This is a genomic window from Bradyrhizobium sp. WSM2254, assembly GCF_000472645.1.
Taxonomy (GTDB): Bacteria; Pseudomonadota; Alphaproteobacteria; order Rhizobiales; family Xanthobacteraceae; genus Bradyrhizobium; species Bradyrhizobium niftali.
In genome coordinates, this window is sequence record NZ_KI421445.1 from 115,382 (window position 1) to 133,939 (window position 18,558).

The 18,558-nt window shown below is 61.1% G+C and carries 13 protein-coding genes; 3 read left to right on the forward strand and 10 right to left on the reverse strand.

What is annotated here, in order from left to right:
• Positions 1–48: 48 nt before the first annotated feature.
• A complete protein-coding gene (locus tag A3M7_RS0139500) occupies positions 49–993 on the reverse strand; it encodes a glycosyltransferase (protein WP_027548823.1) in 945 nt (314 codons plus the stop codon).
• Positions 994–1,073: 80 nt separating this feature from the next.
• Positions 1,074–2,417 (reverse strand): O-antigen ligase, encoded by a 1,344-nt coding sequence (locus tag A3M7_RS0139505; RefSeq protein ID WP_027548824.1) that lies wholly within the window; start codon positions 2,415–2,417, stop codon positions 1,074–1,076.
• Positions 2,418–2,662: 245 nt separating this feature from the next.
• Here A3M7_RS0139505 and A3M7_RS45690 point away from each other — a divergent pair, with 245 nt between their 5' ends.
• From A3M7_RS45690 to A3M7_RS0139520, 3 genes are all read left to right on the forward strand, one after another.
• Positions 2,663–3,958: a glycosyltransferase gene (locus A3M7_RS45690; protein WP_049823984.1), complete on the forward strand. Its 1,296-nt coding sequence runs from the start codon at positions 2,663–2,665 to the stop codon at positions 3,956–3,958.
• Positions 3,959–4,493: 535 nt separating this feature from the next.
• Complete coding sequence (locus A3M7_RS0139515) at positions 4,494–4,877, forward strand: SxtJ family membrane protein (protein WP_256374926.1); 384 nt, start codon at positions 4,494–4,496, stop codon at positions 4,875–4,877.
• 74 nt (positions 4,878–4,951) lie between these two features.
• Positions 4,952–6,781: a carbamoyltransferase gene (locus tag A3M7_RS0139520; RefSeq protein ID WP_027548826.1), complete on the forward strand. Its 1,830-nt coding sequence runs from the start codon at positions 4,952–4,954 to the stop codon at positions 6,779–6,781.
• Positions 6,782–6,907: 126 nt separating this feature from the next.
• Here the strand turns inward: A3M7_RS0139520 and A3M7_RS0139525 are convergent, their stop codons facing one another.
• The 8 genes from A3M7_RS0139525 to A3M7_RS0139560 all read right to left on the reverse strand — a co-directional run bounded on the left by A3M7_RS0139525 (position 6,908) and on the right by A3M7_RS0139560 (position 18,327).
• The gene (locus A3M7_RS0139525; RefSeq protein ID WP_027548827.1) at positions 6,908–7,543 is read right to left on the reverse strand and encodes a response regulator transcription factor; all 636 of its coding nucleotides are present in this window, start codon (positions 7,541–7,543) and stop codon (positions 6,908–6,910) included.
• A gap of 168 nt (positions 7,544–7,711) precedes the next feature.
• Positions 7,712–8,341 (reverse strand): response regulator transcription factor, encoded by a 630-nt coding sequence (locus tag A3M7_RS0139530; protein ID WP_027548828.1) that lies wholly within the window; start codon positions 8,339–8,341, stop codon positions 7,712–7,714.
• 70 nt (positions 8,342–8,411) lie between these two features.
• On the reverse strand, positions 8,412–9,605 hold the full coding sequence (locus A3M7_RS0139535; protein WP_027548829.1) for an ATP-binding protein: 1,194 nt from the start codon (positions 9,603–9,605) through the stop codon (positions 8,412–8,414).
• Between the two features lie 626 nt (positions 9,606–10,231).
• On the reverse strand, positions 10,232–11,029 hold the full coding sequence (locus A3M7_RS0139540) for an outer membrane beta-barrel protein (RefSeq protein ID WP_245284431.1): 798 nt from the start codon (positions 11,027–11,029) through the stop codon (positions 10,232–10,234).
• Positions 11,030–11,298: 269 nt separating this feature from the next.
• Positions 11,299–12,561, reverse strand: coding sequence for an arginine deiminase (arcA, locus tag A3M7_RS0139545; protein WP_027548831.1), 1,263 nt, complete (start codon positions 12,559–12,561; stop codon positions 11,299–11,301).
• A 26-nt stretch (positions 12,562–12,587) separates the two neighbouring features.
• Positions 12,588–14,021: a basic amino acid/polyamine antiporter gene (locus A3M7_RS0139550; protein ID WP_027548832.1), complete on the reverse strand. Its 1,434-nt coding sequence runs from the start codon at positions 14,019–14,021 to the stop codon at positions 12,588–12,590.
• 143 nt (positions 14,022–14,164) lie between these two features.
• A complete protein-coding gene (locus tag A3M7_RS0139555) occupies positions 14,165–17,227 on the reverse strand; it encodes an efflux RND transporter permease subunit (RefSeq protein ID WP_027548833.1) in 3,063 nt (1,020 codons plus the stop codon).
• The gene (locus A3M7_RS0139560) at positions 17,224–18,327 is read right to left on the reverse strand and encodes an efflux RND transporter periplasmic adaptor subunit (protein ID WP_049823985.1); all 1,104 of its coding nucleotides are present in this window, start codon (positions 18,325–18,327) and stop codon (positions 17,224–17,226) included. Before A3M7_RS0139560 ends, A3M7_RS0139555 begins: the two co-directional genes overlap by 4 nt.
• Between the last annotated feature and the right edge of the window lie 231 nt (positions 18,328–18,558).

An 18,558-nucleotide genomic window follows, 5' to 3' on the forward strand; every position in this document is an offset into this window, starting at 1 on the left:
GGTGAATCGGAATGAAAATTCGGGGGCGATCTTTCGGGAGCTCATGCCTCACTTCGTTTCGGTCAGGCGGAGGCGGTCGATCGCCTTCGCGTTGTAGAGCCTGTGCCGGAGCCGACGCGCCTCCACGATGCTCACGGCGCGAAAAATCCACAAGGGGTCGGCCAATTCTTCGCGACAAAATGCCTGTGTTGCCTCCTTCCAATACCGGGCGCGGCACTGATAGACCATGAGCCTTACCATCTCGCGCGCCCGCCAGTTTCGCAGGAAGCGCCGGACCTCGTCGGAGATGTCCTTACGGGCCAGCCATTGGTCGGCGATGCGCACATGCTCCTCCAGGTAGGGCGGCGTAAAGCCCTTGCGAAAGTGCATGGTGCGCGACTCATCGTGCATTCTCATTTCGGACACGACAACATCGAGCGAACCTTCCCGTACCCCTGCAATGGTCGCCCGCAACAGGAATTCGCGGTCACTGCTTTCCGAAAACATCGGATCGAAATTACCGATCTGGGAAAATACCGAGCGATGACAGAACCGCGCCGACAACAGAGGCATATCATCGCAGATGTTCTCGAGCGACAACCGGGTCATTTCCTCGCCAACCATCCGGCGCACGACGAGTTCCTCGCCGTCGGGGAGCGTGCAGAACATCTGCGCGCCACCGGTCCAGATTTTCACGTCAGGCCGAGCCGATGCCTCGCTGGCCAATCGGGTAAGCACGCCTGGACGGATCCGGTCGTCGCTATGAACGAGCAGAATGAAATCGCCAGTCGACGCTTGGACACCGAGAGCCGCCGCCGCCGTGGCGCCGGCCCCGCATCCGCCGACGAATCTGATGTGCGGATATTTCTGCGCCAGGCGCCGGGTGAAGCTCTCGGTGCCGTCGTGGACGACAATATGCTCGAGTTCGTAAGGCCCTTGATGCTCGACGCTGCCAATAGCTTCATCGACATAGTCCGACGAATCAATGGTCAACGTAATAATTGAAACTCTCATTTAGCTTCCGCGACGAGAACCTGCCCTTTTAGGTTGCCGAACCAGGGCTCCTGCCCTCATTAAACGAACCGCGATCGGTTTCAAAGCCGTGAATGGCGGGACGCATCGGCACAAACCGTACGCGCGTTCTCAGTCGGCAAGCCCTGAGATTCTCCGCTGCATCGCTGCGCTCGAAGGCTCATGCCGCCCGCAATTCCCACGCCCAGCACGTACATCCACCCTTCGACAAAATCGAACAGGTGAGCATTGAAGAGCGAGCTCACCAGATTTTGGACAACGACCAGTAATCCGATCCAGTTCGCCAGGCCCTGGCCGCGGAATAGCAGCAGATGCGCGACCCACATCGCATACAGCGCCGCTATTCCGACAATGCCCCATTGGACCGCCACGTAGAGTGTCTGATTGTGCGGGTTCCTGGTGATCTCGGCGGCAAGCCCGGATTGCCCGACCGCAGCCTGCTCGAACAAATGCCGGATCGAGCCGGTTCCATGACCGATGAGCGGCGCATCCGCAAAGAAGCCGAGCGACTTTTGCCAGTATTCGAGCCTCCTGCCGGTCGATGCGGCAATGTTTTGCTGATAGTCGCGATATTCAAGCGCAAACGCTGCGATCCGGCCCTGCAAATAGGGCGACGTGAACCACACCGTGGCGGCCAGCACGACAAGACCCGCGAACAGCAGCGCCGTCGCCCGACGATCAAGGTGCATGAAGGCCAACACGACGAGCAGCGCCGGGACATAAATCAGCGCCGCGCGTGCCGAGACCACGAACGCCATATTGGCGAAGAAGCCCAGCACCAAGGCCGCGCAGGCCAGTGCCGCCGCGTATCTACCCTGCTTATAGAAAGTGAAAATGAACGGCGTCAGCGCCACCATGCACAGCGCGAATTCCTGACTCTGGTCGATATAGTTCTTCACGGGTACGCCGGGGCTCTTGCCTGGCGCCAGCGCCAGTTCCGGTGCGAACCACACGATCCAGGATAGCCCCATCAGAATCGCGCAGGAGGCCAGAAACCCGACGAAAACCCAGACACTGCGCTGCCAACGCGCGAAATGGTAGAGCAGGAGCGGAAGGGCGAGCAGCTTGGCGACGGGACTGATACCTTGAAGCCGCTCTTGCCACGGAACATCCGCCCACAGCATTCCAACCAGGGCGAGTGCGACCAAAGCGAGCGGCCACAAACATATCGGATTTGCGAGCAGGCGCAGGAACGCGCGGTGATCGAAGGTCGAAAGCAGCGGCACCAGCGAGAGCAGCCAGAATCCAAACAATATCGCAACGGCGCTCGTGGACCAGGGCAAGGCCACCGCCGCGAGAACCACGAGCAGATTGGCCTCGAGAGGCACTGCGGCCAGGCTGAACTTGGAAGCAACACGGGCCGCCCAGTTGGAAACCGTTGATGTGCGACGCATGGCCTCAGTCATGTTCGACCGTTGGGCAGGCTTCCAAGGTCCGAGGCGGCGCCGGTTCCATGGGGCTGGCCGGCAGCGCATTCGGCGACCGATTGAATTTCTCCCCCATAACAACCGTATGCTGGATGCGACCAAAAATCCGTTTCCTGGGACCCTCGACCAGGCTGGGTACGTCATTTTTTCAGTGAATGCGATATTTGGGTAGCGGTTTGTTGAGGAACCGTCCACCCTTCAAGGGGAAGGCCTCGAAAGGCAACATGATCCAGAGTAGGCAAATGGGCGGACGGAATTCCGAGCGTCAGGAAAACTTGATCCCGGAATTCGAGGGCCCCCAATATTGCGGATCCGGATATCGGGTCCTCGTGATTTGCAACGATGGCGCCTACTTTCTTCGCCATCGGCTGTTGGTCGTCACCCATCTCACGTCCATCGGTGTCGATGTAACGGTTATCGCTGGCGGCGATCTCATTCCTGCAGAGAGAATTCAGGGCTGGAAATACATCCATGTGCCGATCGAGCGCTTCAGATTCGATCCATTTGGCGATGCGGCGCTGATGATTCGGACGGCGCGGACGATCCACGCGTTCAAGCCGCATGCCGTGCATCTCGTAACGCTCAAGCCCGCCATTTTTTCCGGATTTGTGTCGATCGTCTCGCGTTTTCTCCATGGGTGCCCGAAACAAGTTCTGATCACGCTTCCGGGTTTGGGCCGGATGATGTCGCCGAAGGCCCCCGGCCAACGGCGCTACCCGGTCGCAAGCACGCTTACGCTTCTGGCATTTCGAATGTTGTCGCGACGGGATTACGTACACTTCACTTTCGAGACGAGGCACGATTGCGAATTCTGGGCGGACAGGGGCATTGCCAACGACAGGAATTCATCACTCATCGACGGCGCTGGCGTGGACCCCAATCTGTTTTATCCGCTGGAAACCCCACGATGCAGTCGCACAACAAAGGTCCTGTTTGCTTCTCGGCTCTTGAAGTCGAAAGGCTTGAGCACTTTTCTGAAGGTGGCGCATGACCTGTCGCATCGTAGCGACGTGGAGTTCGTCGTCGCCGGCGTTCCGGACGATCACGATCCCGACGCGATACCGCACCGCGATCTCGAACAAATGACGGAAATCCGTTTCCTCGGCCACGTCACGGATATGCCGAACCTGCTCCGGCAATGCGACATCGTTTGCCTGCCGACAAGGTATGGCGAGGGAATCCCCCGCATCCTGATCGAGGCCGCAGCAACCGGCCTGGCGTCGATCGCCTCCAGTCACCCCGGATGCCGTGAGGCGGTCGAAGATGGCGTTACCGGGCAAATCCTGTCGGCGACGTCGGACACCGAAATGAGGCGGGAGCTATCCGATGCCATCGTCGAATATCTCGAAAGTCCCGACCTGCTGAAGCAGCACAAGCAGGCGGCCTATCGACACTTCCAGTCACGGCAGTTCGACCAGGCTGCGGTTGCCGACCGCTTCACAAAACTCCTGGGAGTGCCAACCGCGGGGGACGGGGCCCGGGCGGAACCTTTTCTTGAAAAACAACCCCATGCACAGTAGACGACCCCAGTTAAATCAATAACTTGGCGCGACCAATAAAGGCGACTGTCGCGCACCGCCGGCAGCCCCGATGCACCAGCCTTCGCCGGGATAAGAGCTTGCGGACCGAAGCTGGCAGAGGCAGCGAGGCTGGTGGAGAAACAGGCTCCGGGGGCGCTGCGCCTACCAAATAATATGGTATCATAGCACCTGACGCGCTCAACCCGGTTGGCGCGAACGCCGCTGCAGCCGATGGAAAGCCGCAGAATTGGAGGCGAAGCACCCTGCGCGCAAGGAGGTTCGAAGTATCCGACCATGTGACCGCGCTTCGGCAACGCGCTCGAGAGTGGCCTGCTCGGAAGGGATTGGCTCTCGGCCTGATTGACTCGGCTCGCGTTCCAGTGGCATGCACTTCATGCACAATCAGAAACGTTTGAAGCGAAGCCGAGCCAAACGATATGACTGCCACTACGCACCACGGTTTTTTGGCTTCTGATGCGGGCGCTGACTAAGGGTGGAGCAGAACACTCACGAGCTTTTCTCCCGAGAGGAGCAAGTGGTTGTCGGCTCCGACCGGACCTTTGGATGGGTGATGGCTGCCGCGCTCGCGCTCGTCACCCTCTTCAACAGCTGGCATTCCGGCCGCCTGTGGCCATGGACGTCAGCCCTTGCCGCGGTGTTCGCGGTCATTGCCGCAATCCGTCCCGCCACACTGCACCCGCTGAACCGTGCCTGGACGAAGCTTGGTCTGCTCCTGCACAAGATTGCCAATCCCATCGTGATGGGGCTGATCTTCTACGGTACGATCCTGCCAACCGGCCTCGTCATGCGCTGGAGCGGCAAGGATCCGTTGCGGCTGAAGCGTGACGCGAGCACCGAGAGCTATTGGATTCGCCGCACGCCCGGCCCTGCGCCCGAAACCATGCGAGATCAGTTCTGATGATCGATTTGTTCCCCGAAATCCGGCGCGTCCTTCGCGCGGCTGCGCCACCTATCAACGCGCTGCCTTGAGACATGCGCGTTCTCGGCATCTCGGCCTTCTATCACGACAGCGCAGCGGCTCTGATTGAAGACGGCCGCGTCGTTGCTGCGGCGCAAGAGGAACGCTTCACCCGAAAAAAGCACGACGCGTCGTTTCCGCACCATGCCATCGCGTACTGTCTGGAGGTGGCAGACGCGAGGCTTTCCGACATCGATCAGGTCGCCTTCTACGACAAGCCGTTCCTCAAGTTCGAGCGGCTGCTCGAGACCTACGTCGCCCTCGCGCCGCACGGTTTCCGCTCCTTCCAGATGGCCCTGCCGCTCTGGCTGAAGGAGAAACTGTTCCAGAAGAGCCTGCTGCAGAAACATCTCGCCAAATTCGATGCTGACTTTGCCCTCGACCGGCTCCTGTTCACCGAGCACCATCTGAGCCACGCGGCAAGTGCGTTTTTCCCGTCCCCATTCGAGAAGGCGGCCGTGCTCACGATGGACGGCGTCGGTGAATGGGCGACCACCTCGGCGGCGATGGGGGACGGCAACCGTCTCGAGATATTCCAGGAGATTCACTTTCCCCACTCGCTCGGTCTGCTGTACTCCGCCTTCACGTACTACACCGGCTTCAAGGTCAATTCCGGCGAATACAAGCTGATGGGGCTTGCTCCCTATGGCGAGCCGAAATACGCGCAGCTCATCCTCGATTCACTGATCGATCTGAAGGCGGACGGCTCGTTTCGCCTCGACATGTCGTATTTCGATTATTGCACCGGGCTGACGATGACCAATGACCGGTTCGCCAAACTGTTTGGGCAGCCGGTGCGTTCGCCGAACGAACTGCTCACGCCGTTCCACATGGATATCGCAGCCTCAATCCAGGCAGTCCTGGAGGAGGCGGTACTTCGCTTGACCCGCAGCCTTGCGGTTCAGACCGGCGCACGCAATCTGTGTCTTGCCGGCGGCGTTGCACTCAATTGCGTCGCCAATGGCAAGGTGTTGCATGACGGCAGATTCGATTCGATCTGGATTCAGCCGGCCGCCGGTGACGCCGGCGGTGCGGTTGGAGCGGCACTCGCTGCCTACCATCAGTTCAGACAACAACCGCGCCAAGCCGTGGCCGGCGACGGCATGTCCGGCGCTTTTCTGGGACCCGAATTCTCGCAAGAGGTGATCGAGCAGCGGCTGCGCGCCGCCGGCGGCCGCTTCGATGTACTCAGCGAAGATGCAATGATCGAGACGACAGCGGCGGCGCTGGCAGACCAGCTCGCGGTCGGCTGGTTTCAGGGTAGGATGGAATTCGGCCCGCGCTCGCTCGGCGCCCGCTCGATCCTGGGCGATCCGCGGTCGCCCTCGATGCAGAAGAACCTCAATCTCAAAGTGAAGTTTCGCGAGAGCTTCCGGCCGTTTGCGCCGGCGGTCACGCGCGAGGACGTTGCGGATTGGTTCGAGCTCGATGGCGACAGTCCGTACATGCTCCTGGTTGCCGGCGTCAGGGGTGACCGGCGTCACATGATGAGCGCGGACGAGCAAGCATTGTTCGGCATCGACAAGCTCAACGTGGTGCGCTCGACGATCCCCGCCGTGACGCATGTCGACTATTCCGCCCGAATCCAAACGGTGAGCGCCGACACCAATTTGCGCTTCCATCGCTTACTGTCTCGTTTCAAGGCGCTCACTGGATGCCCGGTGCTGGTCAACACCAGCTTCAACGTTCGCGGCGAACCGATCGTCTGCACACCAGAGGATGCCTTCCGCTGTTTCATGGGTAACGAGCTCGACATGCTGGTGGTCGGCAACTGCATCCTGAGAAAAGAACAGCAGGATCCCGCACTCAAGCGTGACTACAGTGCAGCCTTCTCGCCGGACTGAACTTCCGGCATGGCATCGTGGCTCGAATTGCCACGCCCCGGCGAAGCCATAGGACTCACCAGCCGCCGACCAATTCCTCCCTGCTCCCAATCACGATGTGGGTTTCGGGCGCTTCGGTGGAGTCTCTCAGGGCACGACCAGCTTCTTGCGAATGGCATAGCGGACCAGTTCGGCCGTCGACGACATTCCGAGCTTGCGCATGGCCGACGCACGATGGGTCTCGACGGTCTTCACGCTCAGCTTCAAAATGGTGCTCATGGATCTGTTGGTATGCCCTTCCGCAATCAATTGGACCACGCTCTGCTCACGCGACGTTAGCAGCATGTCCGACTTGCCATGCTTGTTGAGCTGGTAGTCATGGAGCAGCTTCTCCACCAGGGCGCTGGTGAAGTAGGGCCTGCCGTCGAGCAACGCCTCGATCGCGGAGATCAGGTGCTTCTTGGCATCCGACTTGAATAAGAAGCCGCGAACTCCGGCCAGAACGGCTTCCGTCAGCAGTTCTTCGTCCTCGTGCATTGTCAGGATCAGAACTTCCGTGGGCAGATCAAGTGCCTTGAGCCGGCGGCTGACCTCCAGCCCGTTCATGAGTGGCATCGAATAATCGACGATTACGATGTCCGAGCTCGTCTCCACGGCCAGACCAACGGCTTGCTCACCATTGGTCGCCTCGCCGGCGACGATCCAGTTGGACTGCGTTTCGACAATCGCGCGAAGCCCTGAACGTACGACTGCATGATCATCCGCAATCAAGATGCGTTTCATGGCGTCGTTCTCGTTTTCCGGCCGCAATCAATGGAGACGGCCGGCAGCCGCTAGGTCGAACAATCATGCCGATCATGGCTCGAAGCGCCATCCTGCAAAACCCTGAGCTGCGTCGGCGAATGTACCGACGTGGCCGCCTTCAAGGAGATCCCGCGGACCGACGCGCTGTCATGCCTCAACCAGCTGCGCGCGAACGGCATACCGGACCAGACCTGCGGTTGAGTTCACCTCCAGCTTGCGCATCGCAGCCGCCCGATGTGCCTCGGTTGTCTTGACGCTGAGGTTCAAGATCGCGCTGATGCCCTTGTTGCTGTAGCCTTCAGCTACCAGCTTGACGACGAGCTGCTCGCGTGGCGTAAGCCCGCGACGCCGATCTGCTTCGCTGCCCGCGCCGTGATCCAGTTCGTTCCGGCAGCTTTCGCTGCAGAACCGCTTATGCACCAAAAGTGCGTCGACGGCCGCCAGCAGCATTCTGTTCGCGTCCGATTTCGCCAGAAATGCGCGTGCGCCGGCCTCGAACGCCTGCTGCGCAAGCAGACCGGACTTGTGCACCGTGAAGATCAAGACCTCCGTCTGCAACGGATAGTCCCTGATCCGCCGCGCAACCTCCACTCCCGTCATTCGCGGCATGGAGAAGTCGACGATAGCCACATGCGGCCGGCTTTCGATAGCCGCGGTCAGCGCCTTGCTGCCGTCGTTCGCCTCGGCAACCACCTCCCAATCCGCTCGCTGTTCGAGCACCGCTCGCAAGCCCAATCGCACCGCTTCGTGATCATCCGCGATAAGAAAGCGTTTCATGGCAGAGCACTCCAATGTCGCTATACGGCAGCCATTCCCACCCGCCACCGATAACCTTCTTCTTCTTGCCTCAGTGGGTGCCAGCTTGGGCCCTCCCGAAGCCCGCGGCCTTTCGCCGGCCACGCTTGTTCGTCGCCAGCCCATGCGGAAACTCCGCGCGCAGGACGGTGCCGGAGAGCTGTATTGCCGGATCGGAGTGGATATCCAATGACCCTCCGATCTGTTCGAGACGTGCCCTCATCGCGGGAATTCCGACGCCGATGGATATGGTTTTCGCGCCTTGCTTCGCGTAGTCGGCGCGCATCCCCCGCCCATTATCAGTGACCGTCAGTCGAAAATGACGACCGATCGCATCGATAACGATGCTCACTTCCGTCGCGTGCGCATGGCGGAATATGTTCGTGAGGGCTTCCTGGACGATCCGCAGCAAGGCGCGTTGCTTCTCGTAAGGTAGCCTGTCGACGTCGGGCACGATCCTGGTCGTGACCCGCAACGAGGTGCGGGCCGCAAATCCATCGGCATAGTGCTCGATCGCGGCCTTGAGTCTGTCGATCGTCAGATTCTGGGGGTGTAGCAGATAGGAAAAGGCACGGATTTCCCTGAGTGCCTCGTCGATAGACGCGTCGATCTCATCGCAAAGCCGTTCGGCACCGACCGGGTCGCTGATGTTACGCCGGAGCCGCATGAGACCGAGACTCGCGGCAATCAAATGCTGACATGTCGAATCATGGAGATCGGAAGCAATCCGCTGCTGGATATCCTCCTGAATGGACGCCAAATTGGCCCCGACGTGCAGATCATCGACTCCTTCGATCGCGGCTTCGAATGCACCATGACGCATGGTACGATGGCTACCGATCAGTCGGATCGCGCTCCTTGCCACGGGATCCACAACGGGAACGATGGTCGTCTCCATATTTTGCCGCCGGTCGCCAAATGCGAGACGATGGCGAATCCTCACTTCCGTACCTTCCGCAACACAGGCGCGAAGGGCTTCATAGATGGATCTAGCGTCATCCCTGCTCATGCAACTGGAGACGTCCATCTCCCGGATGTCATCGGATGAAATGCCGAGATGCGACTCGAAGGCCGGATTGATCCCCTCATAGACGAAGCGTCCGCCAGGCGAAGGGCGCACTACGAAGAGAAAGTCGGCCGAGCACATCCAGTACAGCCGGTCGCTGGCTTCTTCGAAACCGAGCCGGAACGACCCTGTGCCGCCGGTTCGAATTGGCTCGGGAGCGGGAAAGCTATGAGGCTTCACGGTACGCGCTCACTCTGCTGCGGAAACGCCCGACATTGAAGCTCGATATCGAGAGTCGCCGTCCTGCCCCGCAGGCGAGGCATCACCCTGGATCAGAGTACAGACGCCCGTGGGGTCCGCAGATTATACACCGTTAGGTTGATAGCGCCATAAGTAGTCGTAGCGCGAGATTGGAATCTCGAATTCGTGAGGGGAGAAGGCACTGGACTCAAAAGAGATGCAACAAATGCTAAAGTGCCACTTACAACTTTTACGAGCGAGACAATTGTACAACAGCTTTATCGACACGTAAGCAACGCGCTCCGAGAATCATGCATATCGTTCTCGGATCGAGATCGGACGACATGTACCACCAGGCGCTAGCGGGTTCCGGCTCCGCTCGCGCTGGACTTCTTCTTCTTTCCTGCCTTCGCGCTCGGAGGGGGCTGTTGAGGCGGCGCGATCACCAGCGGATGAGACGGCACCTGGAGGCGGTTAATGCCGACGTCGTCCCTGAGTGCATCGGTATCCAGGCGTTGGCTTCGGTCCACAGAATCGCGCGGGTCTGCGGCAGCGGCAGACGGCGCCGCTAGACCAACGGCGAGTCCCATCAGCACCCACGCGCATTTCATCATCTTGCAGGCCCCTCAAAAAGCGAAGTCAAGTCGAGGACCGATCCTGAGGTCCCTGTAGCGCCGCACCGCAACATTCGATGTACGCGCCTCGTACAACACACTGGTCGTCAGCGACACGTTGCTGGTAAAATTGTACTTCACACCCAGGTCCGCCGAGTAGATCTGGTCCTGCCGCCCCCGGTTCAGCCCGTCCGTGAACCAGAAGGCTTCGAACAGCGGCGTGCTCACGATCGACCATTTCGGATCGAGCTTGACCTCGATGCCGAGCAACGCGTCGAAGCGCCAGCGGCGAGCTTCCGCGAGGTCGGAAAACCGGTAGGTCACAAGCAACAGCGGCGAGAGTGTCACATTATTCATGCGGAAGTCGCGCGCCACCGAGCCCATCACGTCATGCGAAGTGAAGGCAAGGTCCCGGTAGACACCGTCGAAATCATATCGGTTCTCGTAGATGGCGGAGAAGCGCCAGCCGTCCCAATTCTCCGTCAGGCGCGCTCCCACGCGTGCGACTGCAGCGTTGCCATCCTTCTCCCTCGCAAACGCCTCGTATTGGGCGCGAGCGTAGAGCCGGTAGGAAAGGTCATTTGTCAGATTCCCGTCCAGCCTGACGCTCACGTCAGGCTCGTAGTAGAAATCCGATTTGCGGTTGTCCCGGCTGAACAAGGCATTGTCGGTGAAAGTCGGTGCAACGGAGCCGACGACGCTCCATGACGGAGCGGAGTAATACGGTACGGGACTGCTCGCCTTCAGCTCGGTGAGATCAACATCCGCGGCCCACGCGGTGCTTGCTCCAAACAATCCAACGACCGGCAACAGAACGATAGATCCACGCATGGCATGCCCCGATGGCTTCTGCGTACACCAGGAATCGCCTCAGATTGGGCAGCGATTGTGGCGTGTTAATGATAGGATTTTAAATCAGGGATTGAACCGACAGATTGCCATTTCGTAAAATGCCGGAAGCTCCCGACGCTGCGGAACAGACGCCGGGGAACTCACTCTGCATCTGACGCGATCGGTTGCGTTGCCCCGAGAAAAGCGGAACGGCGCGCTGGCCTCACGGCCAAGCCCACTCGATCCGCCTAGTAGTCCACCGCATCCCTGGTGATCGGACAGGTCATGCAATGACCGCCTCCCCGGCCCCGCCCGAGCTCTGCACCGACGATGGTGATCACCTCGATCCCTTCCTTGCGCAGCAACGTGTTGGTGTAGGTATTGCGGTCATAGGCAAACACCACGCCCGGGGACGCGCAAACCAGATTGGCGCCGCTGTCCCACTGCGTCCGCTCGCGCATATAGGCGTTGCCACCGGTCTCGACCACGCGCAGCTTCTTCAGGCCAAGGGCCTCAGCCACCACATCCACGAACGGCTTTTCGTCCCTGCGCAGTTCGAGGCCGGCGGAATTGTCGGCCGGCCGGTAGGAAAAGGCCGCGATGTTGTTGACGATGTCGGGATAGAGCAGAACGCAATCCCGGTCGGCGAACGTGAAGACCGTATCCAGATGCATTGCGGCGCGGAGCTTCGGCATCGCAGCCACGATCACACGCTCGGCCGCCTTTTTCCTGAACAAGGCCGCGGCGACCTGGCTGATCGCCTGCCGCGAGGTGCGCTCGCTCAACCCGATCAGGACGTTGCCCTTGCCGATCGGCATCACGTCGCCGCCTTCCAGCGTCGCGAGACCGTGGTCCCGGGTCGGATCGCCCCACCAGACATTGACCTTGCCGGCGAAATCCGGATGGAACTTGTAGATGGCGGTGGCGAGGATCGGCTCTTCATGCCGCGCCGGCCAATAGAGCGAGTTCAGCGTGACCCCGCCGTAGATCCAGCATGTCGTGTCGCGCGTATACAAGGTGTTGGGCAGCGGCGGCAGCAGATACTCGGTCATGCCGGCGGCCTCGCGGACGAGCTTGAGCATCTCGCCGCCATGGGCCTCCGGGAAGTCATGGGTCGAAACGCCCCCGATCAGCGTTTCGGCCAGTTCGCGCGGCGTGAGGCTCTCGAGATAGCCCCGCAGTTCGTCGACGAGACCGAGACCGACCTGATCGGAAACAACCTGGTTGTCGAGGATCCACTTTCTGGCCTCGGGGATCGCGACCGTCTCGGTCAGCAGGTTGTGCATCTCGACCACATCGATCCCGCGATCACGCATCTTCTGCACGAAATCGAAATGATCGCGCTTGGCGTTTTCGACCCACAGGACGTCGTCAAATAGCAGCGTGTCGCAATTGGAAGGCGTGAGGCGCTGATGGGCGCGGCCGGGTGAGCAGACCATGACCTTGCGGAGCTGACCGACCTCCGAATGAACGCCAAAGGGACTATTGGATTCCGATGCCTGCTTTGCCATGGGACTGCCCTTGAGGGTTGCCTTGCCTAGATCGTGATGTAGCCGGTGGCCAATCCGTGAATCCCGACAGCAGCGCCGACGGCGGCTGCGATGAAGATGCCCCACTCGACGGCCGTGAAGACCCTCGCCTTCTGTTCCAGGCGCGCCCAGAAATAGAGTGCCGTGCCGGGCGCGTAGAGGATCAGGGACAGCAGCAGGAACTTCATTCCGGCCGAATAGATCAGGAACAGCGTGTAGATGACGGCGATGCCGGCAAAGATCGTGTCGCGCGTTCGCTCACTGCCGCTCTTCTCATAAGTCTCGCCCCACCTGACGAGCAGAAGCCCGTAGGCTGCGACGAGGAAGAACGGAATGAGTGACATCACGCTCGTCAGATTGAGCATCAACGCGAACGCATCCTGCGACCAATATGTGCTGATGACGAAGAGCTGGACGATCACATTGGTGAGCCAGAGCGCCGCGGCGGGCACCTTGTTCGCATTTTCCTGCCCGAACAACGCCGGCATATCCCTGGTCCGGCCGGCGGCAGAGAGCACCTCGGCACAGATCAGCGACCAGGCGAGATAGGCCCCCAACACCGAAACCAGAAGTCCAATGCTGACGAAGATCGCGCCCCAATGCCCGACCACGGCCTCCAGGACCGTCGCCATGGACGGCTGCCGCATGCCGGCGATCTCGGCGCGGAGCAGCACGGCATATGGCAGCATGGTGACGAGCACCATCAGGCTCGTCACGATCGCAAACCCGAGCAGGGTTGCAGCACCGACATGCGCACGCTCCTTGGCGTAGCGTGAATAGACGCTGGCGCCCTCGATGCCGAGAAAGACAAACACCGTGACCAGCATCGTGGCGCGGATCTGCTCGAACAGGCCCTTGTCCGGCATGCCCACGCCGCCCCAGAAATTGCCGCGGAACATGTCGGCGTTGAATGAGACGATCAGGATCGCGATGAAGACCAGGATCGGCACGATCTTGGCGACGGTGACGATGGTGTTGATCGCGGCCGCCTGCTGCACGCCGCGCAGGATCATGAAGTGGAACAGCCAGATTCCGATCGAGGCGACGATGATTGCCGTGACCGTGTTCCCGTCGCCAAAGACCGGAAAGAAGGCGCCCAAGGTCGACTTGATGAGGACCCAATAGGATACGTTGCCGATGCAGCTGCCGATCCAGTATCCGAATGCCGACAAGAAGCCGGGATAGTCGCCAAATCCTTCCTTCGCATAGGCATAGACGCCGGCATCGAGCTCGGGCTTTCGCTCGGCCAGTGCCTGGAACACCCGCGCGAGGGTGTACATGCCGCCGCCGGCAATGCACCAGGCGAAGATCGCGCCGAACGGACCGGTGGCGATGCCGAAAGTTCTCGGCAGCGAGAATATCCCCGAGCCGACCATCGAGCCGACCACCATCGCGGTCAATGCGAACAGGGAGAGCTTCTGGATTGACGGCGTCCCAGTCATGTGAAGACCTCGCGACACGCGGGTGCGCAACATCCCGGCCGAGCGACTTTGCCGGCGGTCGCACGATGCGCCCTGGGCGACACCTGGAATATCGGGTGATTACCTAGTCGAGCGTCGGGATTTCCCTCGCCGGAAACAGCCACTCACGACGACGGTGGCGCGGAGGCCATGGCTGGTCCCTTCTCCCCGAACCAGGTCACGTACAATGTCGGCAGCAACACAAGCGTCAGCACGGTCGCGACCAGCAGGCCGCCCATGATTGCAACCGCCATCGGCCCCCAGAATACGGTTGGCGCAATCGGGATCATGCCGAGAACGGTCGACACCGCCGTCAGCATGATGGGACGGAAACGGGAGCTGCTGGCATCCACCGCCGCGTCCCATGGGCTCTTGCCCTGCGCGCGCTCCGCGTCGATCTGGCTGATCAGAATTACCGCGTTCTTGCAGATCATGCCGAGCAAGGCGAGAACGCCGAGAATGGTGACAAAGCCCATCGGCCTGCCGGACAGCAACAGCGCGGCCACGACGCCGATCATCCCGAGCGGAGCCACGCTGACGACCATGACCAGTCGCGAAAAGCTCTGCAGCTGGACCATCAGTACCGTGAACATGACGAACAGCATCATGGGAACCACGGCGAGCACAGACGCCTGCGATTTCCGGCTCTCTTCCACGGTCCCGCCGACGGCCACATCGTAGGATGCAGGAAGCGTCTTCCTCAGCTTTTCGATCGCGGGCGACAGAGCATCCACCATCGTATCGGGCAGCGTTCCACCACCGATATCGGCACGCACCGTCAGGGTCGGGATGCGGTCGCGTCGCCAGATCAGCGGATGCTCCTGATGATATCCGAACGTCGCAAACTGGCTGAGCGACACCGTCTTTCCACCAGGTAGCGGCACCTGGAGCGTGCGCAGGTTGGACAGCGAAATGCGCTGTTCATCGATTGCCCGGGCCACCACGTTGACCAGATAGATGTCGTCGCGGACCTGGGTGACGATTGCGCCGGATATCACGGTGTTCAATACGCTCGATATCGCCTGCGAGCTCAGGCCGAGCCGGCGCGCTTCATCCTGATCGACGTAGATGCGCAGCTGGCGCTCCGGCTCCATCCAGTCGAAGTTGATGCCCTTGGCCCTGGGATCCGCGGCCAGGATCTGTCCAACCTTGAGTGCAATCTCACGCACCTGCTCGACATCAGGTCCGCTGACGCGATATTGCAGCGGCCATCCGACAGGTGGGCCGAGGCCCAGAGGCGAAACCGACGAGACGGCCGCCGGAAACTCCTCCGCGAGACGACGCTCCAACCCCACCTGCAGGCGCTCGCGCGCTGCGACGTCCTTTGCCACGACAACCGCCTGCGTGAAGGAATCGTTCGGAAGCTCCACGCTCAGTGGGAGATAGAAGCGGATCGCACCGCGCCCCACATTGGTGCTCCAATGACGGACGTCCGGATCGGCGGCCAATGCTGCATCCAGGCGCTTGGCTGCCATCTCGCTCGCATGGATCGATGCGTTCTGCGGCAGGCTCAGGTCCACGAGCAATTCGGGCCGATCGGACGACGGAAAGAACTGCTGCGGGATCAACGGAAGCGCGAGAACGGACGCAACAAAGAGCGCCAGCGAGATCGCGATCGTCAGCCACTTGGCGCGCATCGCCAGCGTCAGAAAACTCCGATAGAAACGGAACATCGCGCCGGGCTCGGCAGCGCCCTTCTGCGCCGGCGGGACAAGAATGACGACACCCAGCAAGGGCGTGAAGACCACGGCAACGAGCCACGACACCAGGAGCGCGATCGCAACCACCGCAAACAGCGAGAACGTATATTCGCCGGCCGAGCTCGCGGCAAACCCGACCGGGATGAAGCCCGCGATCGTCACCAGCGTTCCCGCAAGCATGGCAAAGGCATGGCTGCGGTAGGCAAACGTCGCCGCGTCGACCTTGCTATCGCCTTGCGCCAGCCGATTGAGCGTTGCGTCGGTGGTCGTCATCGCATCGTCGACCAGAAGTGCGAGCGCGATGATCAGCGCTCCCAGCGATATCCGCTGCATGTCGACGCGAGCGATCTCCATGATCGGAAACACGATGGCCAGCGTCAACGGGATGGCAAGCGCGATGATGAGGCCGGGACGGATTCCGAGGCTGATGAAACTCACCACCAGGATGATGGCGATCGCCTGAAGGAGCGAGGTCATGAATTCGCCGATCGCGCCCCCGACCACGACTGCCTGGTCGGCAACGAGGATCGGCTCGATTCCGATCGGGAGGTCGGCGGTGATCTCCGCCATCACCTTCTTGACGTTTCTGCCGAGCGCAAGAATGTCACCGCCGTCGCGCATTGCGATGGCAAGCCCGATTGCAGGCTGGCCGTTGACCCGGAACATCGGTTGCGGCGGATCCACGTAGCCGCGCCGCACCTGCGCGATGTCGCTCAGGCGAATCGTGCGTCCTCCCGCGACGAAATTGACGCCCGCGATGTCCTGCTCCGACTGAAAACCGCCTGACACCCACACGGAGATGCTTTCCTTGCCGGTCTGGATCACGCCCGCCGGGCGGACGATATTTTGCGATTGCAGCGCGGCGAGCAGAGCCGCCCGATCGACGCCCAGGGTCGCAAGTTCCTGCTTGGAGAATTCGACGAAGATCACCTCGTCCTGCGCACCCAGGAGCTCGATCTTCGACACGTCACGGACCTGAAGCAATCGGGAACGGATACGCTCGACGTGATCTCGCAATTCCCGTTGCGTGAAGCCGTCACTGGTGAAGCCGTAGACGATGCCGAACGTGTCGCCGAAGTCGTCATTGAAGCCCGGACCGACGACCCCGGCAGGCAAGGTGTGCCGCATGTCGCCGATGCTCTTTCTCACCTCATACCAGGTGTCGGAAACCTGCCTCGCGTTCGCACTTCCCTTCAGGTTGACGAAAATGGTGACGAGACCCGCCCGGGTGAAGCTGCGCAGGAAGTCCAGGTGGGGCGTCTCCTGCAATTGGCGCTCGAGCCGCTCCGTCACCTGCTTCATCGTCTCTTCGGTCGTTGCCCCCGGCCAGGCCGCCTGAACGACCATGGTCTTGATGATGAAGGACGGATCCTCGTTTCGGCCAAGCCGGAAATATGCCAGTCCACCGGCGATCACGGCAACCATCATCACATAGACGACGAGCGAGCGATGCCTGAGGGCCCAGTCGGAGAGATTGGGCCCGGTCATGGCTCTGACCCGAGCACCCGCACCTTCTGGCCCGGGTGAAGCGCCTGCACGCCCGCGGTGACGACGATTTCTCCGGCGTCCAACCCCTGCGAGACGATGACCTGTGCCTGGTCGAAACGCAGGATATCAACGTTGCGCGCCGAAACGACGTTCGTCGACGGATCGACAACCCACACGGCCGGCTGTTGATTGATCCGCGTCAACGCGGTTGCCGGTATGTCGATCACCGGCCCGGAACTGGTTTCGACGCGGCCGTTGACGGTCGCGCCGAGCCGCATCGCCGCCGGCGGATCCGTCAAGCCGACCATGACCTCGAAGGTGCGGGTGACTGGATCGGCTTGTGCCGCGATCTGACGAATGCGGCCTCGCGCCGTAATCTTCGGATCATCCGTCAGGCTGACGGTGACCTGCACGTCGGCTGGGGCCGATCTGACCATCTGAGCAGGAACATCGAAGATGGCGTCGCGGCCGTCCTGTCTGGCGATCCGCGCGATCATTTGTCCGGCCTGAACGACCTCGCCGGCCGACGGCCCCGTCGTGGTGATCTTGCCCGGCGCGTCGGCTCGCAGTTCGGTGAAACTGACGAGATCGTGCGCAGAACTCAATTGCGCCTCCGCCGCCTCGACCTGCGACTGGGCGGTCTGTCGTGCTTGCGTCGCCGCCTCGAAATTGGCACGCGTGGTCCACCCTTGTGCCAACAGAGTCTCCTGGCGCTCGTAATGGTTGCGTGCCTGCGTCAACTGGCCCTGTGCAGCGGAAAGAGCAGCCTTCGCCTGCCGCAATGTGCTCAGCTCGCTCTGGGGCTCCAGTTGCGCCAGCAACTGCCCGGCCTCGACCCTGTCACCGAGCCTGGCCTCGTTCGCAAGCAGACGCCCGGAGATCCGGAAAGCGACGCTGACTTCGTCCTCCGCCTCGATGCGCCCCGTGAAGGTCAGCGGCATCAGGCTCTCACGCTTCTCGATCGTCGTGGTCCGGACCGGACGCGGAGACGACTTCGTTGTTTCCACCTGACGGTCACACGCAGCCAGGATCGACGCGGATGCAACTGCCATCAGCGTCAGTGCAATGGCTTGCCGAGGTGTCGTTCGGCGACCGCGCATAGCCAAGCTCCTCAAATTCCTGAGACGTTGCCGAGCAGGTCAGCCTTTCCCGAGGTTGCGATTTCGCGGCATCGCCCCTCGGTATTCTTGCCCAGGGGATCGGCCGCACACATCGGCAAATCTACTCGGTGCGGCCGGATGCAATCGCGGTTACGGCGCGGCGCAAACGCAGGCAAAACCTGACGAGGCGTGACAACCGTCCGACAGCGCTCTGGGGAATTCCCGACGCCT